At 72.6% G+C, this 18,324-nt stretch carries 14 protein-coding genes; 8 read left to right on the top strand and 6 right to left on the bottom strand.

All coding sequences use genetic code 11. The annotated features are described in order from the left end of the window. Positions 1-75: 75 nt before the first annotated feature. On the top strand, positions 76-558 hold the full coding sequence (locus LLS1_RS07405) for a DUF805 domain-containing protein (protein ID WP_226654422.1): 483 nt from the start codon (positions 76-78) through the stop codon (positions 556-558). A gap of 27 nt (positions 559-585) precedes the next feature. Here LLS1_RS07405 and LLS1_RS07400 read toward each other — a convergent pair whose 3' ends face one another. The 4 genes from LLS1_RS07400 to LLS1_RS07385 all read right to left on the bottom strand — a co-directional run bounded on the left by LLS1_RS07400 (position 586) and on the right by LLS1_RS07385 (position 4,916). Beyond that, the gene (locus LLS1_RS07400; RefSeq protein ID WP_226654421.1) at positions 586-1,059 is read right to left on the bottom strand and encodes a hypothetical protein; all 474 of its coding nucleotides are present in this window, start codon (positions 1,057-1,059) and stop codon (positions 586-588) included. Positions 1,060-1,191: 132 nt separating this feature from the next. Then, complete coding sequence (locus tag LLS1_RS07395; RefSeq protein ID WP_226654419.1) at positions 1,192-3,048, bottom strand: amidase family protein; 1,857 nt, start codon at positions 3,046-3,048, stop codon at positions 1,192-1,194. A gap of 32 nt (positions 3,049-3,080) precedes the next feature. Continuing rightward, positions 3,081-3,788 carry a cohesin domain-containing protein gene (locus LLS1_RS07390; RefSeq protein ID WP_226654417.1) on the bottom strand — a complete coding sequence of 236 codons (708 nt, stop codon included), beginning with the start codon at positions 3,786-3,788 and terminating at the stop codon, positions 3,081-3,083. Positions 3,789-4,079: 291 nt separating this feature from the next. Next, positions 4,080-4,916 (bottom strand): siderophore-interacting protein, encoded by an 837-nt coding sequence (locus LLS1_RS07385; RefSeq protein ID WP_226654415.1) that lies wholly within the window; start codon positions 4,914-4,916, stop codon positions 4,080-4,082. A 206-nt stretch (positions 4,917-5,122) separates the two neighbouring features. Here LLS1_RS07385 and LLS1_RS07380 point away from each other — a divergent pair, with 206 nt between their 5' ends. The 6 genes from LLS1_RS07380 to LLS1_RS07355 all read left to right on the top strand — a co-directional run bounded on the left by LLS1_RS07380 (position 5,123) and on the right by LLS1_RS07355 (position 15,680). Beyond that, positions 5,123-7,642 carry a LuxR C-terminal-related transcriptional regulator gene (locus tag LLS1_RS07380; protein WP_226654413.1) on the top strand — a complete coding sequence of 840 codons (2,520 nt, stop codon included), beginning with the start codon at positions 5,123-5,125 and terminating at the stop codon, positions 7,640-7,642. Positions 7,643-7,822: 180 nt separating this feature from the next. Continuing rightward, positions 7,823-12,508, top strand: coding sequence for an IPT/TIG domain-containing protein (locus LLS1_RS07375; RefSeq protein ID WP_226654411.1), 4,686 nt, complete (start codon positions 7,823-7,825; stop codon positions 12,506-12,508). A gap of 31 nt (positions 12,509-12,539) precedes the next feature. Then, on the top strand, positions 12,540-13,151 hold the full coding sequence (locus LLS1_RS07370) for a SipW-dependent-type signal peptide-containing protein (RefSeq protein WP_226654410.1): 612 nt from the start codon (positions 12,540-12,542) through the stop codon (positions 13,149-13,151). A 3-nt stretch (positions 13,152-13,154) separates the two neighbouring features. Further along, on the top strand, positions 13,155-13,793 hold the full coding sequence (locus tag LLS1_RS07365; protein ID WP_226654408.1) for a SipW-dependent-type signal peptide-containing protein: 639 nt from the start codon (positions 13,155-13,157) through the stop codon (positions 13,791-13,793). 25 nt (positions 13,794-13,818) lie between these two features. Beyond that, positions 13,819-15,204 (top strand): hypothetical protein, encoded by a 1,386-nt coding sequence (locus LLS1_RS07360; protein WP_226654406.1) that lies wholly within the window; start codon positions 13,819-13,821, stop codon positions 15,202-15,204. After that, the gene (locus LLS1_RS07355) at positions 15,201-15,680 is read left to right on the top strand and encodes a hypothetical protein (RefSeq protein WP_226654404.1); all 480 of its coding nucleotides are present in this window, start codon (positions 15,201-15,203) and stop codon (positions 15,678-15,680) included. Before LLS1_RS07360 ends, LLS1_RS07355 begins: the two co-directional genes overlap by 4 nt. On the opposite strand, the gene LLS1_RS07350 is transcribed toward LLS1_RS07355, so the two are convergent. Then, the gene (locus LLS1_RS07350) at positions 15,655-16,284 is read right to left on the bottom strand and encodes a TetR/AcrR family transcriptional regulator (protein WP_226654402.1); all 630 of its coding nucleotides are present in this window, start codon (positions 16,282-16,284) and stop codon (positions 15,655-15,657) included. The two genes, LLS1_RS07355 and LLS1_RS07350, sit on opposite strands and share 26 nt — an antisense overlap. Before the next feature lie 71 nt (positions 16,285-16,355). Between LLS1_RS07350 and LLS1_RS07345 the strand changes: the two genes are divergently transcribed. Then, positions 16,356-17,891, top strand: coding sequence for an MFS transporter (locus tag LLS1_RS07345; protein WP_226654400.1), 1,536 nt, complete (start codon positions 16,356-16,358; stop codon positions 17,889-17,891). 101 nt (positions 17,892-17,992) lie between these two features. Here LLS1_RS07345 and LLS1_RS07340 read toward each other — a convergent pair whose 3' ends face one another. After that, complete coding sequence (locus LLS1_RS07340; RefSeq protein ID WP_226654398.1) at positions 17,993-18,262, bottom strand: hypothetical protein; 270 nt, start codon at positions 18,260-18,262, stop codon at positions 17,993-17,995. Between the last annotated feature and the right edge of the window lie 62 nt (positions 18,263-18,324).

Genomic DNA, 18,324 nt, shown 5'->3' with positions numbered 1-18,324 from the left:
GCACCGACCCGCCGAGCGCGCGGCGAGGGGGATGCCGACATCCCTCCGGAGCGCGGCATCCAGAGAGGAATCGTCATGAGCTACGAGAACCCCGCACCTCCCGTCCCCCCTGTCGCTGCTAAGGCCGTCCCGCTGTGGGCCCCCCTCTACGGGGCCTCTTTCGGCGCGGCCGTCAAGCGCGTCTTCCGCAAGTACGCCGACTTCACCGGACGCGCCAGCCGCAGCGAGTACTGGTGGTGGATACTGTTCTCCGCCCTGGTGGGGATCGTCCTCGAGGTGCTCGCCCTCGTGCTCGGCCTGCCCGGCTCCACCGTCTCGGCGGACGGATCGTCTCAGCCGGGACCGGGGTTCTGGGTGGCCGGTGTACTGATCCTCGTGTGGATCCTCGGCACGATCGTGCCGCACCTCGCGATCCTCTGGCGCCGCCTCCACGACGCGAACCTCGCCGGGCCGTTCTTCTTCCTGACGTTCGTCCCGTTCGGCAGCCTGGTCGTCTTCATCTTCACCTTGCTCCCCTCCAAGCCCGAGGGTGCACGCTTCGACCGTCCCCACGCGTAGCGGGGCGGCTCAGCAGAGCCGGCACGGTCAGCAGGAGTCGGCGAACAGTCTCCGGGGCCGTGCGGGGTCCGCGTCGTCCAGCAGGACGGACGCGACCTCGCGCGGCGCCCCGAGCGGATCCTTGCGCCCGGTGGCGACGAACGACCAGTCCGGGCTGCGCTCCGGATCGTGCTCGACCCAGAGGGAGAAGTTCCAGAACCCGCGGAACTCCGGCGCGAGCAGGCCCGGGCCGTCGACGACGAGCACGCCCTCGCGCGTTCGGGAGGGTGCGACGACCTCCGCACGGAACGCGTCCGCCGCGGTGTCGGCCGTGACGCTCACGCGCTCGACGGTGTCTCCCGCCGCTCGGAGCGCCTCCGCCAGCGCGTCCGCAGCCCCGGCCGCGTCCGCCTCCGGCACACCGGTCACCGCGACGAAGCGCGGACCGCAGCGGTAGTGCTGGCGGAACTCCGCAGCGACCTCCGCGTAGAACCTGCCGCGATCTGTGGCCGTGCTGCCCATGACGTCCCCTCCTCCTGTCTCTCATCGGTAACGCTACGCGCGCCCGCTCGATTCCACAGGTCGCGAATCGGCCCGAATGTCGGGAAAGCGTGAGCGAATCCCGACATTCGGGCCGAATGTCGCGGGGTGTCGTTACTTCAGGGGGCCGTAGAGCGGTGCAGTCGCGCGGGCGTGGGTCGCCTGCTCGAAGGCGTACGCGAGGCCGATGATGCCGCTCTCGTCGTAGTCGCGCCCGAGGAACTCGAGGTTGACGTTGGCGCCCACGATCGGGTTGGTGCCGTCACCCGCGGCGGCCTGCCCCATCGGCACAGTGATGGCCGGCATGCCCGTGTTGGGGCTGAGGCGCATGTTCGTGCTGATGGTGCTGTACGGCGAACCGCTCGGGTACACGAGCGAGTCCAGACCGTTGTCGTTCATCAGCTGCGTGACCGTCGCCTGCCCGGTGGCGATCGCCGTCGTGTGCGTGCCGGACGGACCCGCCCACGCCTGGTACTGCGCGTCCGTCACGTTGTTCCGCGAGGTGTAGATGCTGTTGCGGGAGGTGACGTTGCGGCCGCTCGCCAGGATGTCGGCGATCGAGCGCGCGGTCACAGTCGGCGCCAGGTGGTTCTGGATGTAGATGTTCAGGTCGTGCTTGAACTCGTTCGTGCTGCCGCTGCCCTCGTTGAGGGTCGCCGTGAACGCTGCCGGGACGGTGGTGAGCTCGACGACGGTCGCGCCCTGCGCCTCCAGCGTCGCCTTGGCGCTCGCCCAGAGCCGGGTCACGGTGGCGTTGGTGCCGAGCATCGAGGTGACGATGCCGATCCGCTTGCCCTTCAGCGCCTCGGGGTCGAGGGCCGCGGTGTAGGAGGCGGGCACCTTGCCGGCCTGCTCGGCGGTGATCGGGTCGGCCGCATCCACTCCGGTGACGGCGTCGAGGGCGACGGCCGCGTCGGTGACGCTGCGGGCGATCGGACCGCCCGTGTCCTGGCTGAGCGCGAGCGGGATGATGCCCTCGCGGCTGGTCAGGCCGACGGTCGGACGGATGCCGACCAGTGAGTTGTATGTCGACGGGACGCGGATGGAGCCGCCGGTGTCGGTGCCGAAACCGATCCCGGCGAGGTTGGCCGCGATCGCCGCACCCGTCCCGCCGCTCGAGCCGCCCGCGGTCCGCGCCGTGTTGAGCGGGCTGGCGACGAGGAGGGTCTTGCCCGGCTCCTGGCCCGACGAGAACTCCGACACGAAGCCGTACGCGAACTCGTCGAGGCTCGCCTTGGCGAGGATGACGGCGCCCGCGGCGCGCAGCCCCTTCACCATCGTCGCGTCGTCGCTGGTCTGGTTGCCGTCCCAGCACCCGCAGCCGCCGGTGGTGGGCATGTCGACGGTGTCGTAGTTGTCCTTCACCGCGATCGGGACGCCGAGGAGCATGCTCGTCATGCCCTTCTCGGCCCGGGTGGCGTCGGCCTTCGCGGCGATGGTCAGCGCCTGGGGGTTCTCGGCGATGATCGAGTTGAGCGCCCGGCCGCCGGTGCCCGTGTCGACGACGGTGCGGTCGAGGGCGGCGATGCGGGCGAGGTACTCCTGCGTGATCTTCACCGACGTCGTCACGCCGGCGTTCATCGCGGCCTGCATGTCGAGGGCGGACGCCTCCACCAGCTGGAAGGGGCCGTCGTCGTAGATCATGCGGTGCGAGACGCCGACCAGGTCTGCGACGGTGATCGTGCCGTCCCCGTCGAGGTCGGCCTTCGACACGGCCGACCAGCCGGCGGAGGCGGACGTCTCGCCGAGGTGCGCCGCGACCACGTCGAGGTCTGCGGTGGTGATCTGGCTGTCGCCGGTCAGGTCGGCGGCGGTGTAGTACGGGGCCAGGAACGCTCCGGTCGTGGGAGCGGGCGCCGGCTCCGCGCTCGCGGCCGGTGCGACGACCGCTCCGGTGGCGACCAGGGCGGCGAGCGCCGCGGCGGTGGCGGCGGTCGTGGCGACCCGGCGGCCCTTCGTGCGAGTCTGCATGGGGGTGGTGCTCCTCGAGGTCGGTCGGGCGGTCATCGGGCGTCTCCCGCGCGGCGGCGGCGGACGGTGAACAGCACGGCGGCGGCGCCCGCGGCGAGCAGCGCCAGCGCGCCGATCACGTACGGGAGCGCGTTCGAGCCGGTGGAGGCGAGGTCGCCGTCGACCGCGGACGAGCCGCCGGTGCCGCCGGCGCTCGTGCCGGCGTCTCCCGAGCCTCCTGCGGAGGACGTCGGGGTCGGGGTCGGCGAGCTGACGGCGGCCGGCGTGATGGTGAGCGCCGGGCTCGTCGCGGCGTTGGCGGACGTGACGACGGCGGAGGCGGAGTCGACCAGCGAGAGCGAGCGGACCGTGAACGCCGTGGACCCCGCCGCAGTCGCCGTGAACGTCAGCGTGGAGACGATGTCGCCCGAGAGCGCCGGGGAGGTCCCGAGGCGGGTGTAGACGAGGTCGACCGACCCGCTCGCGGTGTGGACCGCGTCGAAGCCGCCCGCGGGGACGACTGCACTGCCGTCGACGTAGGAGACGACGGAGGGGTCGAACGCGAGGACGGCTTCGTAGCCGAACACGTCGGTGGCGCCGGTGAGCGTCACCGTCACCTCGAAGGTGTCGCCCGCGGTCGCTGTCGTGGGCGCGGAGATCGAGACGCCGGTGACCGCGGGAGCGGCGAGCGCGGGGGCCGCGGCGCCGATCGCGAGGCCGAGTCCGGCGAGCGCTGCCGCCGTCGCGGCGAGGAGGCGCACGTGTCGCCTGGGTTTCTGGTGCATTCGGGTGGTGCCTTCCTCTGGGGGCGAAAGGGGGCGCCGATGCGTCCGCCGTCAGCGGCGAGGACGGGGAGACTCGGAGGCGTCGAGGAGCACGACCTGCGAACGGTCCAGGGCCGGCCGGGGGTGGGCCAGCGGCTGAGGAAGCGGCTCCATCGACACCAGCGAGGTTACGGAACGACTGTTTCGGGGAGCGCGCGGTCGTGTTTCTGAGACGTTACACAGACTGGGCCGGGTGACTGTGCGGGCCGCGCGACGCGGCGGTCGGCGTCAGCGGCGCTGGGCCTTCCAGTAGCCGCAGAAGAGGATGTCCTCCTTCGCGACGCCCGTGGCGATCCAGTGGCGGCGCATGGCGATGGCCAGCGCGGACTCGCCCGCCACCCAGCCGTAGAAGCGCTCGCCGGGGGTCGGCAGGAGGCGCGCGCGGGTTCCTGCCGCGATCCCCGGGACCGCGTGCGGATCCTCCCGGACGACCCAGTGCACGTCGACGCCGTCGGGCGAGGAGAGCGGCTGGATGTCGTCGGCGTGCGGGACCTCCAGCACGGCTGTGCCCCTCGTTCCCGCAGCGAGCGTGCTCAGGATGTTGGCCGCCGCGGGCACGCCGGTCTCGTCGGCGACGAGTCGCACGTGCGCGATGCCTGGGGCCGGCGTGAAGGAGATGCCCTCGTCGACGATGGCCACCGCGTCGCCGACGGCGCAGGTCTGCGCCCAGCTCGCCGCCGGTCCACTGGTCCCTGCGGCTGCGGACCCGTGCAGCACGAAGTCCACCTCGAGCTCCGGGCCGTCGACGCCGTCGGGGCGGAACGCGCGCACGGAATAGTTGCGCAGCACCGGCCGCACCGCCTTCGATATCGCCAGATAGCGCGCGAACGCGAAGACATCGAGCTTGGCGGGAAGACGGTTGAGCGCGTCCTCCTCCCCTCCGACGGGAAGGAAGAGCCGGAACCACTGGTCTCCACCGAGCGGGACGAAGCGGCTGATGTCCCCTCCCCCGAGTGTCACGCGCATGAAGCCGGACGAGAGGCGCTGGCGCCGGAGCACGTGCAGCACCAGCAGTTCCGAGCGTTGCGGCTTGATGCGGGTGGTCTGCATGTTGGTTCGGGCCACGGGCTGTCCCTCCAAGGTGGGTCACAGATGAGCCTATTCTTTAGGTAAGGCTAACCTAATACAACTTTGGTCACAGAAGTCGTGTCACCCGTATCGGGTGATGCACCAGTCCTGATCCCGCGCCTACGATCCGAAACACGAAGGAGTAACGCGGACGCTCACGACGTCGGGGGACGTGGATGATCGGAATCTCAGGATGGGCACTCGTGCCCGACGGAGCGACTCGGGTCGACCGTCGCGGGCTCCGTCGTGTCCTGGACGACGGAGAGCGGCGCGCTGCCGTCGTCTCGATCACCGCGTCGGGCGGCACGGGCAAGACCGCCTTGCTCCGCTCCTGGTGCGACGCCGAGCCGGGAGAGCGCTTCCTCGTCGAGGTCGACGGCGGGATGGGGCGCACGCGCGTCGGCGGCCGCACCGACTGGCGGAGGGCCCTCGACGGTGTGCGGGCACAACGGCGTCCCGTCACCGCCGTGATCGACGGCGTCGAGCGCATCCGCACGCACAGCGACCGCGAGCTGCTGCAGGAGGCGGTGCTCGCCTTCGACGCCGCCGTGGTCCTGAGCGGCCGCACGCAGCCGGTGGAGCTCGACCGCATGTCGGCCGCCCGCCCGCTCATCACGGTCGGTGTCGCGGACCTCGCGTTCGGACAGCGGGAGGCCGACGAACTGCTGCGCTCCGCCGGTGTGCTCCTCCCTCCCCAGGACGTCTACGAGTTGGTCGACCGCACCGGCGGACGGGCCATCACCCTGACCCTGGCCGTGGCCGCCCTCGCGCGCTCCCGTGACCCGCAGGGCGCGATCCGGCGGCTCACCCACTCCCCCGTCGGCGCCGACGAATACTTCGTGGGCACCCTGCTGCACGCGCTCGACGAGGAGGACGCCGACGCCCTCCTCTCCCTGGCTGCGGTTCCCGCCTTCGGAGTCGGGCTCGCCGCCGAGCTGACCGGGCACGTCGACGCGGGGGCGACCGTCGAACGGCTCCGCGAGGGCAACGACCTCCTCCAGCGCATCGACGACGGCGAGGAGGGCCACGAATACCGCTTCGACGAGTCGCTGCGCCGTAACCTGCTCGCCGAGCTGGCCCGGCGTGACGCCCCGCGGCTGGACGGCCTGCGCCGCACCGCCGCGCACTGGTACCTGGCGGGCGGAGACCTGCGCCGCGGCCTCGAACACGCGGTCGCCTCCCGGTCGACGGACCTCGTCGAGGACATCCTCCGCCGCCACGGCCTGGAGATGGTCTTCTCGGGCGACACCGGCCCGGTCCGCGACGCCCTGGGCGCCCTCGAGGACCGCGGCGTGATGTCCGCGACGACCGGCCTGCTCGGTGCGCTCGTCACCTCCCCGACCCGGCTCGACTCGGTCCGCATCGACCACTTCCTCGCCCTCGCCGAGGAGGAGCCCGCCCGATCCCCCGAGAGCGAACTCGTGCTCGCCGGCATCCTGGGTCTGCGCGGCGACGGTGACAGCCAGGCGGACCGCGATCGCTCCCTGGCCCGGCTCGAGCGCGCGGTGGCGCAGTCGATGCGCCGCCCCGCCGGCGATGGCGGCGCCCTGGCGGTCCTCGACGCCCGCATCTTCGCCGAGGCGGCGCGCGCCTCCCTGCTGCTGCGCTCCGGGAGGCCGGGCGAAGCCCTCGAGGCGGCCGACGCGGCCGCCTCGAGCGCGGAGGAGACCGGCCTGCCCTGGCTGCAGATGCTGGGGCTCGAGTTGGCCGCAGCGGCGGCCGCGGCGCAGCGGAGCTGGCCGATCGTGCACCACCTCGAGCGGCGGCTCGCCGGCATCGCCGGCGCCGAACCGAGCACCGACAGCATCGTCGCCGCCAGTGCGCTCCTGCGCGCCGCCGCGGCCGCCTACCAGTCGTGCGAGCCGTTCCGCTCGGCGCACCTCGCCGACATCGTGCAGGCGCGGTGGCGGGGGCTCGACACCGGCGACGTGATCGGCCCGCGCGCTCTGCACCTGCTCTTCCGGCTCGACGAAGAGGAGGACCCCCGTGTGGTCTTCGAGGAGATGGAGGACCTCTTCAGCGTCGCGCTGCGGCGCAACACCCGCACCATCGCCGTGGGGGCTTTCCGCTTCCTCGATCTGACGATGCACTATCGGGGGCGCGCCGAGGTGCGCGGACTCGTGGAGGTGCTCGATTCGCTGCTCGGCCCGCGATCGGTGGAGGCCGCCCTGGGCGGGTCCATCGCGCACGAAGGCACGCACACGCAGGACGCGGACGACGCCATGCTGGAGTCCCTCCTGCTGTCCGGCTCACCGGCGTGGCACAGCAGCAACATCGTCTTCGGCTGGCTGCTCCTCGCTGAGCACGCCGCCGAGCGCGGTCGCGAGGATCTGGTCCGCTCCCGCCTGCTGGAGGCGCTGAATGTCGCCGCGCGCACAGAGACGCGACGGCCCTTCCTGGCGCGGGACGGCGCCTTCGCCCGGCTGCTCTCCGAGCGGATCGGGAGCTTCGGCGAGCGCGAGGAGTTCGCCCGTTCGGTGCTGGAGGCGGTGGAGTCGTTCGGTCTGCGCCCCGCCGGAACCGAGAGCGGTCCGGCGCTGACCGGCAAGGAGCGTGAGCTCCTGCGGGAGCTGCCGCTGCACCAGAGCATCGGGCAGATCGCCGTGAAGCACAGCATCAGCGCCAACACCGTGAAGACCCATCTGCGCTCGATCTACGCGAAGCTCGACGCCCGCGATCGCGCGCACGCCGTCGAGAACGCCCGCTCGCTCGGGCTGCTGTAGCCTCCACCTCACGCGCAGCCACTCCCTCTCCGCCGTGGCATCCGCCGGCGTGCGCACGTGCGCGTCGAGGCGCCGGACGGAGGCCCGTCGAATCACCCGGTCCGGGCGATTGAGACCCCTCCCCGCTCCAGCGAGGCTCCCTGTAAGGTCTCTCATTTCTTTCTCGCTGGGGGTTGCATCGTGGTATCGAGTCTCGACATCGGCACAGGAGCGCGCAGACGCGATGAGAGGAGGTCACGGACCCCGCGCAGGCTGCTCGGCACCACCGCCGCAGGCGCGGCCGTCGCACTGACGCTCGCGGGTGCGGGCCTGTGGGCCCTGCCCGCGCAGGCAGCCCCCGGCGACACCTCCACCGCGACCGGCCACTACCTCAGCGGCACGCTGATCGGCCTGGACGCGGCACTGATCGCCTCCCTCGGCGGCGAGACCGCGGCGAGCACCGGCAGCGCCGACCAGACCAATGCGAACAACCTGAACGTCGGAGTGCTCGGGGTCGTGAACATCGCGGCTCCCGGCGGCATCCAGATCCCGCTGGACCTCGGCGGCGCCGGCGTGGTGTCGCAGTACGCGTCGGCACTCCAGAACGGCTCCTCGGTCGGCGCCTCCGGCCTCACCTCCGACTCCGGCGACGTCGGCACCGGGATCACGCCGAAGCCCGGGATCGCCCCCGGGCCGCTGCACGTGAACCTGGCGCAGGCGGTGTCGTCGCTGGGCCTGCCGACCGCGACCCTCGACGAGCTGGCGCAGCTCGACCTGTCCGTGGGCGTCACCGGCGCCCGTGCGGCGCAGGCTGCGCCCGCCACGCCCACGGGCGCCTACTCGATCGCCGGCGCGGGGCTCAGCTTCCACAGCGCGACGGTCGCCGGGCTGACCGGCGCGATCGACAGCCAGGTCACCACCGTGCAGAACCTCGTCAACGGGCTCGCGGGAGCGAACGGGACGCTGGCGAACGCGCTGGGCATCCTCAACATCCCCGGGGTGCTCACCACCACCGCCACCGTCACGGCCTCCGACCTCCAGGCCGCCGTCGCCCCGCTGCTCACCGGCGAGATCACGAATCCGGCATACCCGGGTGTGAGCATCAACCTCGGGACCGGGACGGTCACGGTCGACCTCTCGCAGATCACCGGTCTCGAGAGCCAGGCGCCGAACACCGACATCCTGAGCGCTGCCGTCATCAGCGAGCTGGGCAACCGGATCACGGGCATCCTCGGCGGCCTGATCACACAGGTCCAGACGGTCCTGACCAACACGACCAACGCGCTGGCGGTCGATCTGTCCGCCACGGTGCTCGGACTCCCGGTCGTGACGGTCGACGAGACGATCGGGCAGCTCCTCGCCGGCGACACCAGCGGCATCAGCGTGGCGGGCATCGCCGCCGGCATCCCGCTCGGGACGGTCCTCTCCGCCCTGCTGACCCCGCTGAACTCGATCGGCGCCGCCGTCACCGCCCTCGGACCCGCGGTACTCGCGCCCGTCGCCGGCACGCTCGTGCCGGCTCTGAACCCGGTGCTGCGTGGAGTCGTCCGGCTGACGGTCAACAACCAGGCCACCAGCGGTGGTGTCTTCACGGAGACCGCGCTGCGCGCCTCGGTGCTCCCCGACGCACAGGCGCTCACCCTCAACCTCTCGTCGGCGTCCGTCGGCCCGAACGCGCTGGCCGTCCCGCCGGTCGTCGACTCGCTCACCCCGACCAGCGGTCCAGCGGCCGGCGGGACCGCGGTGACCATCACCGGGTCCGGCTTCACCGGCACGACGGGCGTCACCTTCGGCGGAACCGCCGGAACCGCGTTCACCGTCGTGAACGACACCACCATCACCGTCACCACTCCCGCGCACGCGCCCGGCGCGACCGACGTCGTCGTGAACGGACCCAACGGCAGCTCGGGACCGGGGACCTTCACCTTCCTCGCGGCACCGACCGTCGGCTCCCTCACCCCGACCAGCGGGCCGGAGACCGGAGGCACCGCCGTCACCATCACCGGCACCGGGTTCACGGGAGCCACGGGCGTCACCTTCGGCGGGACGGCCGGAACGGCATTCACGGTCGTGGACGACACCACCATCACCGTCTCCACTCCCGCGCACGCGCCGGGCGCGGCCGACGTCGTCGTCCAGAGCCCGAACGGAGACTCCGCCCCGGGCAGCTTCACCTTCGTCGCCCTGCCCGCCATCTCCTCCCTCGCCCCGACGAGCGGACCGGTGACCGGTGGCACGCCCGTCACCATCACCGGCACCGGCTTCACGGGAGCCACGGGCGTCACCTTCGACGGGACCCCCGGCGTCGGCTTCAGCGTCGTGAACGACACGACGATCACCGTCGCGAGCCCGGCGCACGCCGCAGGCCCGGTCGACGTCGTGGTGCAGCACCCGATCGGGGACTCCGCCCCGGCGACGTTCACCTACCTCCCGCTGCCCGTGATCACCGGCGTCACTCCCGGCAACGGGCCGGAGACCGGAGGCACCGCCGTCACCATCACCGGCAGCGGGTTCACCGGCACGACGGGCGTGACGTTCGGCGGCACCCCTGGTGCGAACGTGGTCGTCGTCGATGACGGCACCATCACCGTCACCAGCCCGGGACACGCACCCGGCGCGGTCGACGTCATCGTCACCACGCCGGCCGGCGACTCGGCCCCCGGCGACTTCACCTACGACCCGGTGGTGGGGCCGCCCGCCATCGGCACGATCGCCCCCGACCACGGGCCGGAGACCGGAGGCACCGCCGTCACCATCACCGGCAGCGGGTTCACCGGCGCGACCGGGGTGACGTTCGACGGCACCGCGGGGACCGCGTTCACCGTGGTCGACGCCAACACGATCACGGTCACCACGCCGGCGCACGCCCCGGGACCGGTCGATGTGGTCGTCACCGGCGGCGGCGGCGACTCCGCTCCGGGCGCCTTCACGTTCGACCAGCTGCCGGCGATCGCCTCGGTGACCCCCGACAGCGGACCGGAGACCGGAGGCACCGCCGTCACCATCACGGGCACCGGGTTCACCGGCGCGACCGGGGTCACCTTCGGCGGAACCGCCGGAACCGCGTTCACCGTCGTGAACGACACCACCATCACCGCGACCACCCCGCCCGGCACTCCCGGCACCGTGGATGTCGTGGTCCAGCACCCGAACGGAGACTCCCAGCCGGGAGACTTCACCTACCTCGAGGTCCCCGCGATCACGTCGCTCACGCCCACCAGCGGGCCGGAGACCGGCGGCACCGCCGTCACCATCACCGGCACCGGCTTCACCGGCGCGACCGGGGTCACCTTCGGCGGAACCCCGGGTGTCGGCTTCTCGGTGGTGAACGACACGACCATCACCGTCGCGACTCCCCCGGGCACACCGGGCGACGTGGATGTCGTGGTGCAGCACCCGAACGGCGACTCCGTCCCGGGCACCTTCACCTACCTCCCCGTGCCGGCGATCACCTCGATCAGCCCGGACAGCGGCCCCGAGACGGGCGGCACCGCCGTCACCATCACGGGCACCGGTTTCACGGGAGCCACGGGCGTCACCTTCGGCGGAACCGCCGGAACCGCGTTCACCGTCGTGAACGACACCACCATCACCGCGACCACCCCGGCTGGCACGCCGGGTGACGTCGACGTGATCGTGCAGCACCCGAACGGCGACTCCCAGCCCGGCGACTTCACCTACCTGGCCGTCCCGGCGATCACCTCGATCACCCCGGACAGCGGCCCGGAGGCGGGAGGCACCGCCGTCACCATCACCGGCACCGGGTTCACCGGAGCGACCGGCGTCACCTTCGGCGGCGTCGACGGCACCGGCTTCACGGTCGTGGACGACACGACCATCACGGTCACCACCCCGCCGGGGACCCCGGGGACCGCGGCGGTCGTCGTGGAGCACCCGAACGGCGACTCCCAGCCGGGCGACTTCACGTACCTCGCGGCACCGCCGGTCATCGGCTCCATCGTCCCCGACATCGGACCGCAGACCGGAGGCACGCACGTGACCATCACCGGCACCGGGTTCACCGGGGCGACGGCGGTCGTGTTCGGCGACGAGCTCCGCACGAACCCCGTCTCGGCGGCGGCCCTGGCGGTCCCGTTCGCGGCGGGCACCCCGGGGACCGACTTCACCGTCGTGAACGACACGACGATCACGGTCACCACCCCGGCGCACCTGCCGGGCACGTACGACCTGGTCATCGAGAGCCCCAACGGAGACTCCGAACCGGCGCTGTTCACCTTCACCCCGCTGGAGGGGGCGCCGGCGATCAGCGGCATCGCACCCGACCACGGCCCGACGATCGGCGGCACCTCCGTCACGATTTCCGGCGCCGGGTTCACCGGGGCGACCACCGTGACGGTCGACGGCGCCTCGGTCCCCTTCACCGTTGTGGACGACGGCACGATCACCATCGTCACGCCGCCCCACGCGGTTGGTCCGGTGCCCATCGTGGTGACCACCCCGGTCGGCCCCACTCCCGCGGCGACCTTCACCTACCAGACGGGCGCCACCGTCGGGACGGTCGACCCGGGCCACGGCCCGCAGGGCGGTGGCACGACAGTGACCATCACCGGCAGCTGCTTCGCGGGCGCCACCGCGGTGCTCTTCGGATCGAAACCGGCGACCTCGTTCACCGTCGTGAACGACACGACGATCACGGCCGTCACGCCCTCCGGGACGGGCACCGTCGCGGTCACCGTCACCGGATCGGCCCAGTGCGGCACCGGCACCCTCGCCGGCGGCTTCCGCTACGAGGACCCGGCTGCCACAGCCGGTGGACTCGCCGACACCGGTTCCGACACTGGCGGCTTCAGCCTCCTGGGCGGATTCGCCCTGCTGCTGATCGCCTGCGGCGCCGGATTCCTCATCCGCCGTACCCGCCGGGCCTGACCGGACCCGGACGAAGAAAGGAGGAGTGTCCATGACCGAGACTCCCGCGGCCCCCGCCCCCAGCCGGCGGGCCCGCAAGCTCAAGGCCGTGCTGGCCGCCGGGCTCGTGCTCGGCGCCGGGGCCGCCGTGACGCTCGCCGCCTGGAACGACTCCGAGTTCGCCCGGGGGACGTTCACGGCGGGGACCTTCAACCTCGTCGGCAGTGTCGACGGCACGACCTACACCGATCACGCGACGGCGGGCTCGCCGGCGACGCTCGGGTTCACGGTCGACGCCACGACCCTGTCGCCGGGCGCGGTCACCGCCGCCCCCTTCGCCGTCGAGCTGGCGGCGAACACCACCAACCCCGCCGTCGTCACGATCTCCAGCGCGGGGTCCACCGGCACAGTCACCAACCTCACCTACGAGCTGCTGCAGACGACGACGTTCGGCTGCACGACCAGCACGACGGGCACCGACCTCGTCCCGGCGGGGACGGCTCTCACCACGGTTCCCGGCTCGACCACGTTCCCGTTGACCCAGGGCACGGGAGGCGCGGCGGGGGCGCCGGTCTTCCTGTGCTTCAAGGTCACCGCGGGAGCGGGTCTCGCGCAGGGGCAGACCGGCGCCGCCACCTGGCAGTTCCAGGCGGCGAGCCAGTAGTCCATGCGTGAGGTGTCGCCGCCCCGCAGCCGGAGTGTTCGGGCCCTCCGGCTGCGGGCGGTGCTCGCCTCGGGCCTCGTCCTCGGAGTGGGCGCGGCGGTCACCCTCGCCAGCTGGACCGACAACGAGTTCGCGACGGGCGCGTTCCAGACGTCCGTCTTCAACACCCAGTCGAGCGTGAACGGCGGCGCCTACGCCGACAACTCGGTCTCGCCCGGGGCGACGTTCACCGTCGCCGGCCCGTTCGCGCCGGGAGTCTCGTCCTACTTCCCCGTCCTCATCCAGACGACCGCCGAGTCGGTGGCCGGAACCGCCACTCTCACCGGGGCCGTGCTCGGCGGGACCGACGCGGCGACGCTCGGGGCGGCGCTCGTCTACCGGGTCGTCCGCACGACCGCCACCTGCAACGCGGCAGCCTTCACCGGCTCCCCCACGTTCGTCGTCGGCGCCGCGGGGACCACGCGCGCACTGACGGCGGGGCAGGAGACCGGGGTCACCAATCCCCTCGCCGCCGCGACCAGCACCGCACCGGGCGCGGCGACCGGTTTCTGCTTCGAGGTGACGCTGCCGGCCGGAGCGGCGAACAGCCTGCAGGGCAAGACGGCGACCGCCACGTGGCAGTTCGTCACCACCTCGAATTGATCACGCGGAACAGGGAGGAGGCCGCATGAGCGTCCGGCAGCACACCGACGCCGTGCCCCACGCGCCCGCCGCACGCCACGCCGCCGGGCGGCCGGTCACGCACGCTGCACACGCCGGTCCGGAACCGACCGCCGCACGCCCGGCGACACGTGCGGCCTCCCGCGCCGGGGACGCCCTCCTGACGCTGGCCTCCGTCGCCGGCGCTCTGTGCATCCTCGGAGCCATCGCCGCCACCGTCTTCCACCTCACCCTGATCCTCTTCAGCACCGGCTCGATGAGCCCCACCATTCCGGCGGGCGCCGTCGCGCTCGTGCGCGAGATCCCGGCAGCCGAGGCGCGCGTGGGCGACATCGTCACCGTCGACCGGCCCCGAGCACTCCCGATCACCCACCGCGTCGTCTCCGCGCGGCCGGTCGGCGAGGGACGGGTCGAGTTCGTGCTCCGCGGCGACGCGAACGCCGAGAACGACCCCGCGCCCTACGACGTGTCGCACGTACGGCTCGTCATCGCGAGCGTGCCGGGCGGAGCCCCTGTCATCGCGTTCTTCTCGAACCCGCTCTTCCTGGGCGGTGCGACGCTGGCGGCGACCGCGCTGGTGGCGTGGGCGTTCTGGCCGCGCGGAGCGGAGCCGATGTCGCGACGCCGGCGCAGAGGCCGGCGCGACGCCGACGACGATGCGGGCCCCGGCATCGGGGCAGGCCCGGGCTCCCGTGCCATGGGCTCCGCACTCGTCCTGCTCCTGACCGTGGGCGCCGGCGCGGCCCTCGCCCTCGCCGCTCCCTCCCCGGCCCGGGCCGACGAGTCCGTGTCGAGCGGCCGCTACCTGACGCTCACGTCCGTCGCCGACCCGACGGCTTTCGCACAACTCCGCCCGGGCGTCCCCGTCCGATGGGAGGTCGGGGTCGCCGCCGCCACGCCCTCCGCCGCGACGGTCGGGCTGGGCCTGTCATCGACCGGCCCGCTGACCGGCGTGCTCGACATCGGCATCACGGCGTGCGCGGTGCGCTGGTCGGGCACGTCCTGCCCGGGCGCCGCTCGGACGCTGCTGGTCACGACACCGCTGTCCGCCGTGCTGTCCGGCCCGGGAGCCGCGGCCGGCGAGCCGCCCGCGCCCGCCGGTGTCGTCGCCGTCGGCGCCATGCCGTCGAGCGAGCGGCGCTGGCTCGCGATCGATGTCACGCTGCAGCCGGGCGCCGCGGACGGGTCGGCCGACCTCGACGTGTGGGCCTGGACCTCAGCCGACGACGTGCAGGCGGCCGCTCCCCCGGTAGCGCTCGCGGCGACCGGGGCGGCCCCGACCCTCCTGACGCCCCTGCTCGCGGGCGGCGCGGTCGTCGCGGGGGCCGGGATCGCCGCTGTCGCCGGAGCGCGCCGCCACCGCCACCCGGGCGACGAGGCGGGCGCGCGATGAGATGCACCCTGCGCCTCGCCGCGGTCGGCGCCCTCGTCCTCACCGCCGCGGGCCTTCTCGGCGTCGCGGGAGGCTCCCCGGCCCGGGCGGGGTGGTCGCGGTCCGTCTACGCCACGGGCACCGCGACCTCCGGCACCCTCACTCCCGTTCCGGCCGTCGCGTGCGGGTCGGCGGGAGGCCTCCTCGCCACCAACATCCCGATCACGTGGACCACCCCGACGATCGGCGGCAACGCCATCGCCCCGCAGAGCTACACGATCGCCTGGAGCGGCAGCGCCGGCTCCGGCAGCACGACGGTCGCCTATCCGGCCACCACCGGAAACGTCACCGGCTCGACGCTCACCCTCCTCGGCACGTCCACGGTGACGGTCACGGCGGTCTACGGCAGCTGGACGTCGCCGGTGTCGTTGCAGACGCGCACCCTCACGACGACCCTGGGAGCGCTCGGGCTCATCGTGGGGTGGACGTGCGCCTGATCCCCACCGCCGGGAGCAGGATGTCGTCCAGGACCGAGAGCAGGAACTCCCGGTCCACCGCCTTGCGCTGCACGAGCACCCGGTAGGAGGCCATCGAGGGCGCGATGAGCGCGAGCTTCTCGATGTCGGCGTCGGCGGGGATCTCACCGCGCTCGACCGCGCGACGCAGGAAGATGCGGTTGACGGAGGCGCGCGGCTCCACGATCGCCTCGTTGACGGCGTCGGCCAGCCCGGGGTCCTTCGCGAGCATGGACACGAGGCCGGCCATGATCTGGAGCTTCTTCTCGGCGTCGACGATGGTGTGCGGCTTCATCATCGCGACCAGATCGCCGCGCAGAGTTCCGGTGTCGGGGAGGGCGTCGAAGTCGATGTCGCCCTTCTTCATGCAGGCGACGGCGTCGATCACGAGATCGGCCTTCGACGCCCAACGGCGGTAGACGGTCGCCTTCCCGGCCTTGGCGCGGGCGGCGACCATGTCGATCGTCATGCGGTCGTACCCGGTCTCGGCGAGCACGTCGAGGGCGGCGTCGAGGATCTCGGGATCCCGCGTGTGGTCCCGTTTGCGCCCGAGCTTCGTCGCGGGGGCGGGTGCTGAGATGTCCATCTCCTCCAGTGTAGATGAATTTCTGAACAGATTAGATCCGGAACTGGTTGGTTTCGTATATGCTGGCCCGCATGTCGCAGACAAACCCCACCCCTTCGAGCGCCGCACCCGATGCGGCGGCGCCCTCCTCGCGCCGCTGGTGGACGCTCGTCACCGTCGCTCTGGCGCAGCTCATGGTCGTCCTGGATTCGACGGTCGTGAACATCGCCCTCCCCTCCGCGCAGGCCGACCTCGGCTTCTCGAACGCGGACCGCCAGTGGATCGTGACCGCCTACTCGCTCGCCTTCGGCAGCCTCCTGCTGTTCGGAGGCCGCCTCTCCGACCTCATCGGCCGCAAGCGCGCCTTCATCATCGGCCTCATCGGCTTCGCTGCGGCCTCCGCCCTCGGCGGCGCCGCCGACACCTTCGGCCTGCTCGTCGGCGCGCGCGCCCTGCAGGGAGCGTTCGGCGCGCTGCTCGCCCCGACCGCTCTCGCCGTGCTGACCACGACCTTCACCGTTCCGAGGGAACGCGCCCGCGCGTTCGGGATCTTCGGCGCGATCGCGGGAGCCGGCGGCGCGGTCGGCCTGCTGCTCGGCGGCTTCCTGACCGAGCAGTTCGACTGGCGCTGGAACCTCTACATCAACGTCGCCATCGCGATCGTCGCGATCGCCGGTGCGGCCGTCTTCGTGACCTCCGCGCACCGCACCGGCCCGCGCCCGAAGCTCGACGTGCCCGGCACGGTGCTCGTCTCCGGCGCCCTGTTCTCACTGGTCTACGGCTTCTCGAACGCCGAGTCGGACGGCTGGGACTCGCCGCTCTCGTGGGGCTTCCTCGCCGCAGCGGGCGTGCTGCTGATCGCCTTCGTGCTCTGGCAGCGCCGCGCCACGCACCCGCTGCTGCCGCTGTCGATCGTCGTCGACCGCAACCGCGCGGCCTCCTACAGCGCCATCCTGATCGCAGGCGCCGGGATGTTCGGCATCTTCCTGTTCGTGACCTACTACCTGCAGGCCACGCTGAAGTTCACGCCCATCCAGACCGGCCTCGCCTTCCTGCCGATGATCGTCATGCTCGTGACCGCCGCGCAGCTGTCGACCAACATCTTCGTGCCGCGCTTCGGGCCGAAGGTCATGGTGCCCATCGGGATGACGATCGCCGCGACCGGCATGGTGTACCTCACCCACCTCGGCGTCACCGCGAACTACGCGGTCGACCTGCTGCCGCCGCTCATGATCCTCGGCTTCGGCATGGGGTCGACGATGCCCGCCGCGATCCAGACCGCCACCCTCGGCGTCGACCGGCACTTCGCAGGCGTCGCGTCGGCGATGGTGAACACCAGCCAGCAGGTGGGCGGATCGATCGGCACGGCGCTGCTGAACACCCTGGCGGCCACCGCGGCCACGGACTACCTCGCGGCGCACCTCCCGCCGACCGCGGAGGTCGCGGCGGAGGCCGCCGTGCACAGCTACGCGACGGCCTACTGGTGGGGCGCCGGGTTCTTCGCCTTCGGCGCCGTGCTCTCCGCGTTCCTCTACCGCCGCCGTGCCGCACTCGTGCAGCAGGCCGCGAGCGCGGCGGGCTCGGAGCCGTCCTCGGCCGGCGCACCGGAGCCCGTCATCGCTCACTGACGCCCCTCCCGCGCATCAGCGGGGACGCGGAACGCCGCTCTGCCCGCCGCAGAGCGGCGTTTCACGTCCCCCGTGTCGGTTGCCGTCGACAGGGAACGGCCTCAGCCGACGATGCCGTCGAGTTCGACCGCCGGTTCCGGGAGCGTCCGGACGGCGGCGGGCTCCTGGCTCGCCGGTGCCGAGGCGGCGGCCTCCCCGCGCGCGGCGAACCGAAGGCAGGCGAACCCGAGCAGGGCGACCGCCGCGGCGCCCACTCCCACGAGTGCGTCCGACCGGAGCGCGCCGTTCCCGTGGTCGCCCGGCGACGTGAGGAACACGATCGCCGCGATCACCGCCACCGCTGCGGCGAACCCGCAGATGCCTCGCATCATCCCTCCTCCGATCCTGTGCCCACCTTCGCACCGGCCCGTGGCCCGCGTGAACACCCTGGAAC

This window comes from Leifsonia sp. LS1 (assembly GCF_020521355.1).
Lineage (GTDB): Bacteria > Actinomycetota > Actinomycetes > Actinomycetales > Microbacteriaceae > Leifsonia.
The sequence above is the reverse complement of the archived record's forward strand: the minus strand, read 5'-3'. Positions and strand labels throughout refer to the sequence as shown.

Excerpts from the sequence above, each read along its gene's own strand:
- LLS1_RS07400 (WP_226654421.1), bottom strand. The coding sequence starts at position 1,059 with ATGGGCAGCACGGCCACAGATCGCGGCAGGTTCTACGCGGAGGTCGCT.
- LLS1_RS07350 (WP_226654402.1), bottom strand. The coding sequence starts at position 16,284 with ATGGACATCTCAGCACCCGCCCCCGCGACGAAGCTCGGGCGCAAACGG.
- LLS1_RS07345 (WP_226654400.1), top strand. The coding sequence starts at position 16,356 with ATGTCGCAGACAAACCCCACCCCTTCGAGCGCCGCACCCGATGCGGCG.
- LLS1_RS07355 (WP_226654404.1), top strand. The coding sequence starts at position 15,201 with ATGAGATGCACCCTGCGCCTCGCCGCGGTCGGCGCCCTCGTCCTCACC.
- LLS1_RS07370 (WP_226654410.1), top strand. The coding sequence starts at position 12,540 with ATGACCGAGACTCCCGCGGCCCCCGCCCCCAGCCGGCGGGCCCGCAAG.
- LLS1_RS07360 (WP_226654406.1), top strand. The coding sequence starts at position 13,819 with ATGAGCGTCCGGCAGCACACCGACGCCGTGCCCCACGCGCCCGCCGCA.
- LLS1_RS07340 (WP_226654398.1), bottom strand. The coding sequence starts at position 18,262 with ATGATGCGAGGCATCTGCGGGTTCGCCGCAGCGGTGGCGGTGATCGCG.
- LLS1_RS07405 (WP_226654422.1), top strand. The coding sequence starts at position 76 with ATGAGCTACGAGAACCCCGCACCTCCCGTCCCCCCTGTCGCTGCTAAG.
- LLS1_RS07365 (WP_226654408.1), top strand. The coding sequence starts at position 13,155 with ATGCGTGAGGTGTCGCCGCCCCGCAGCCGGAGTGTTCGGGCCCTCCGG.
- LLS1_RS07395 (WP_226654419.1), bottom strand. The coding sequence starts at position 3,048 with ATGCAGACTCGCACGAAGGGCCGCCGGGTCGCCACGACCGCCGCCACC.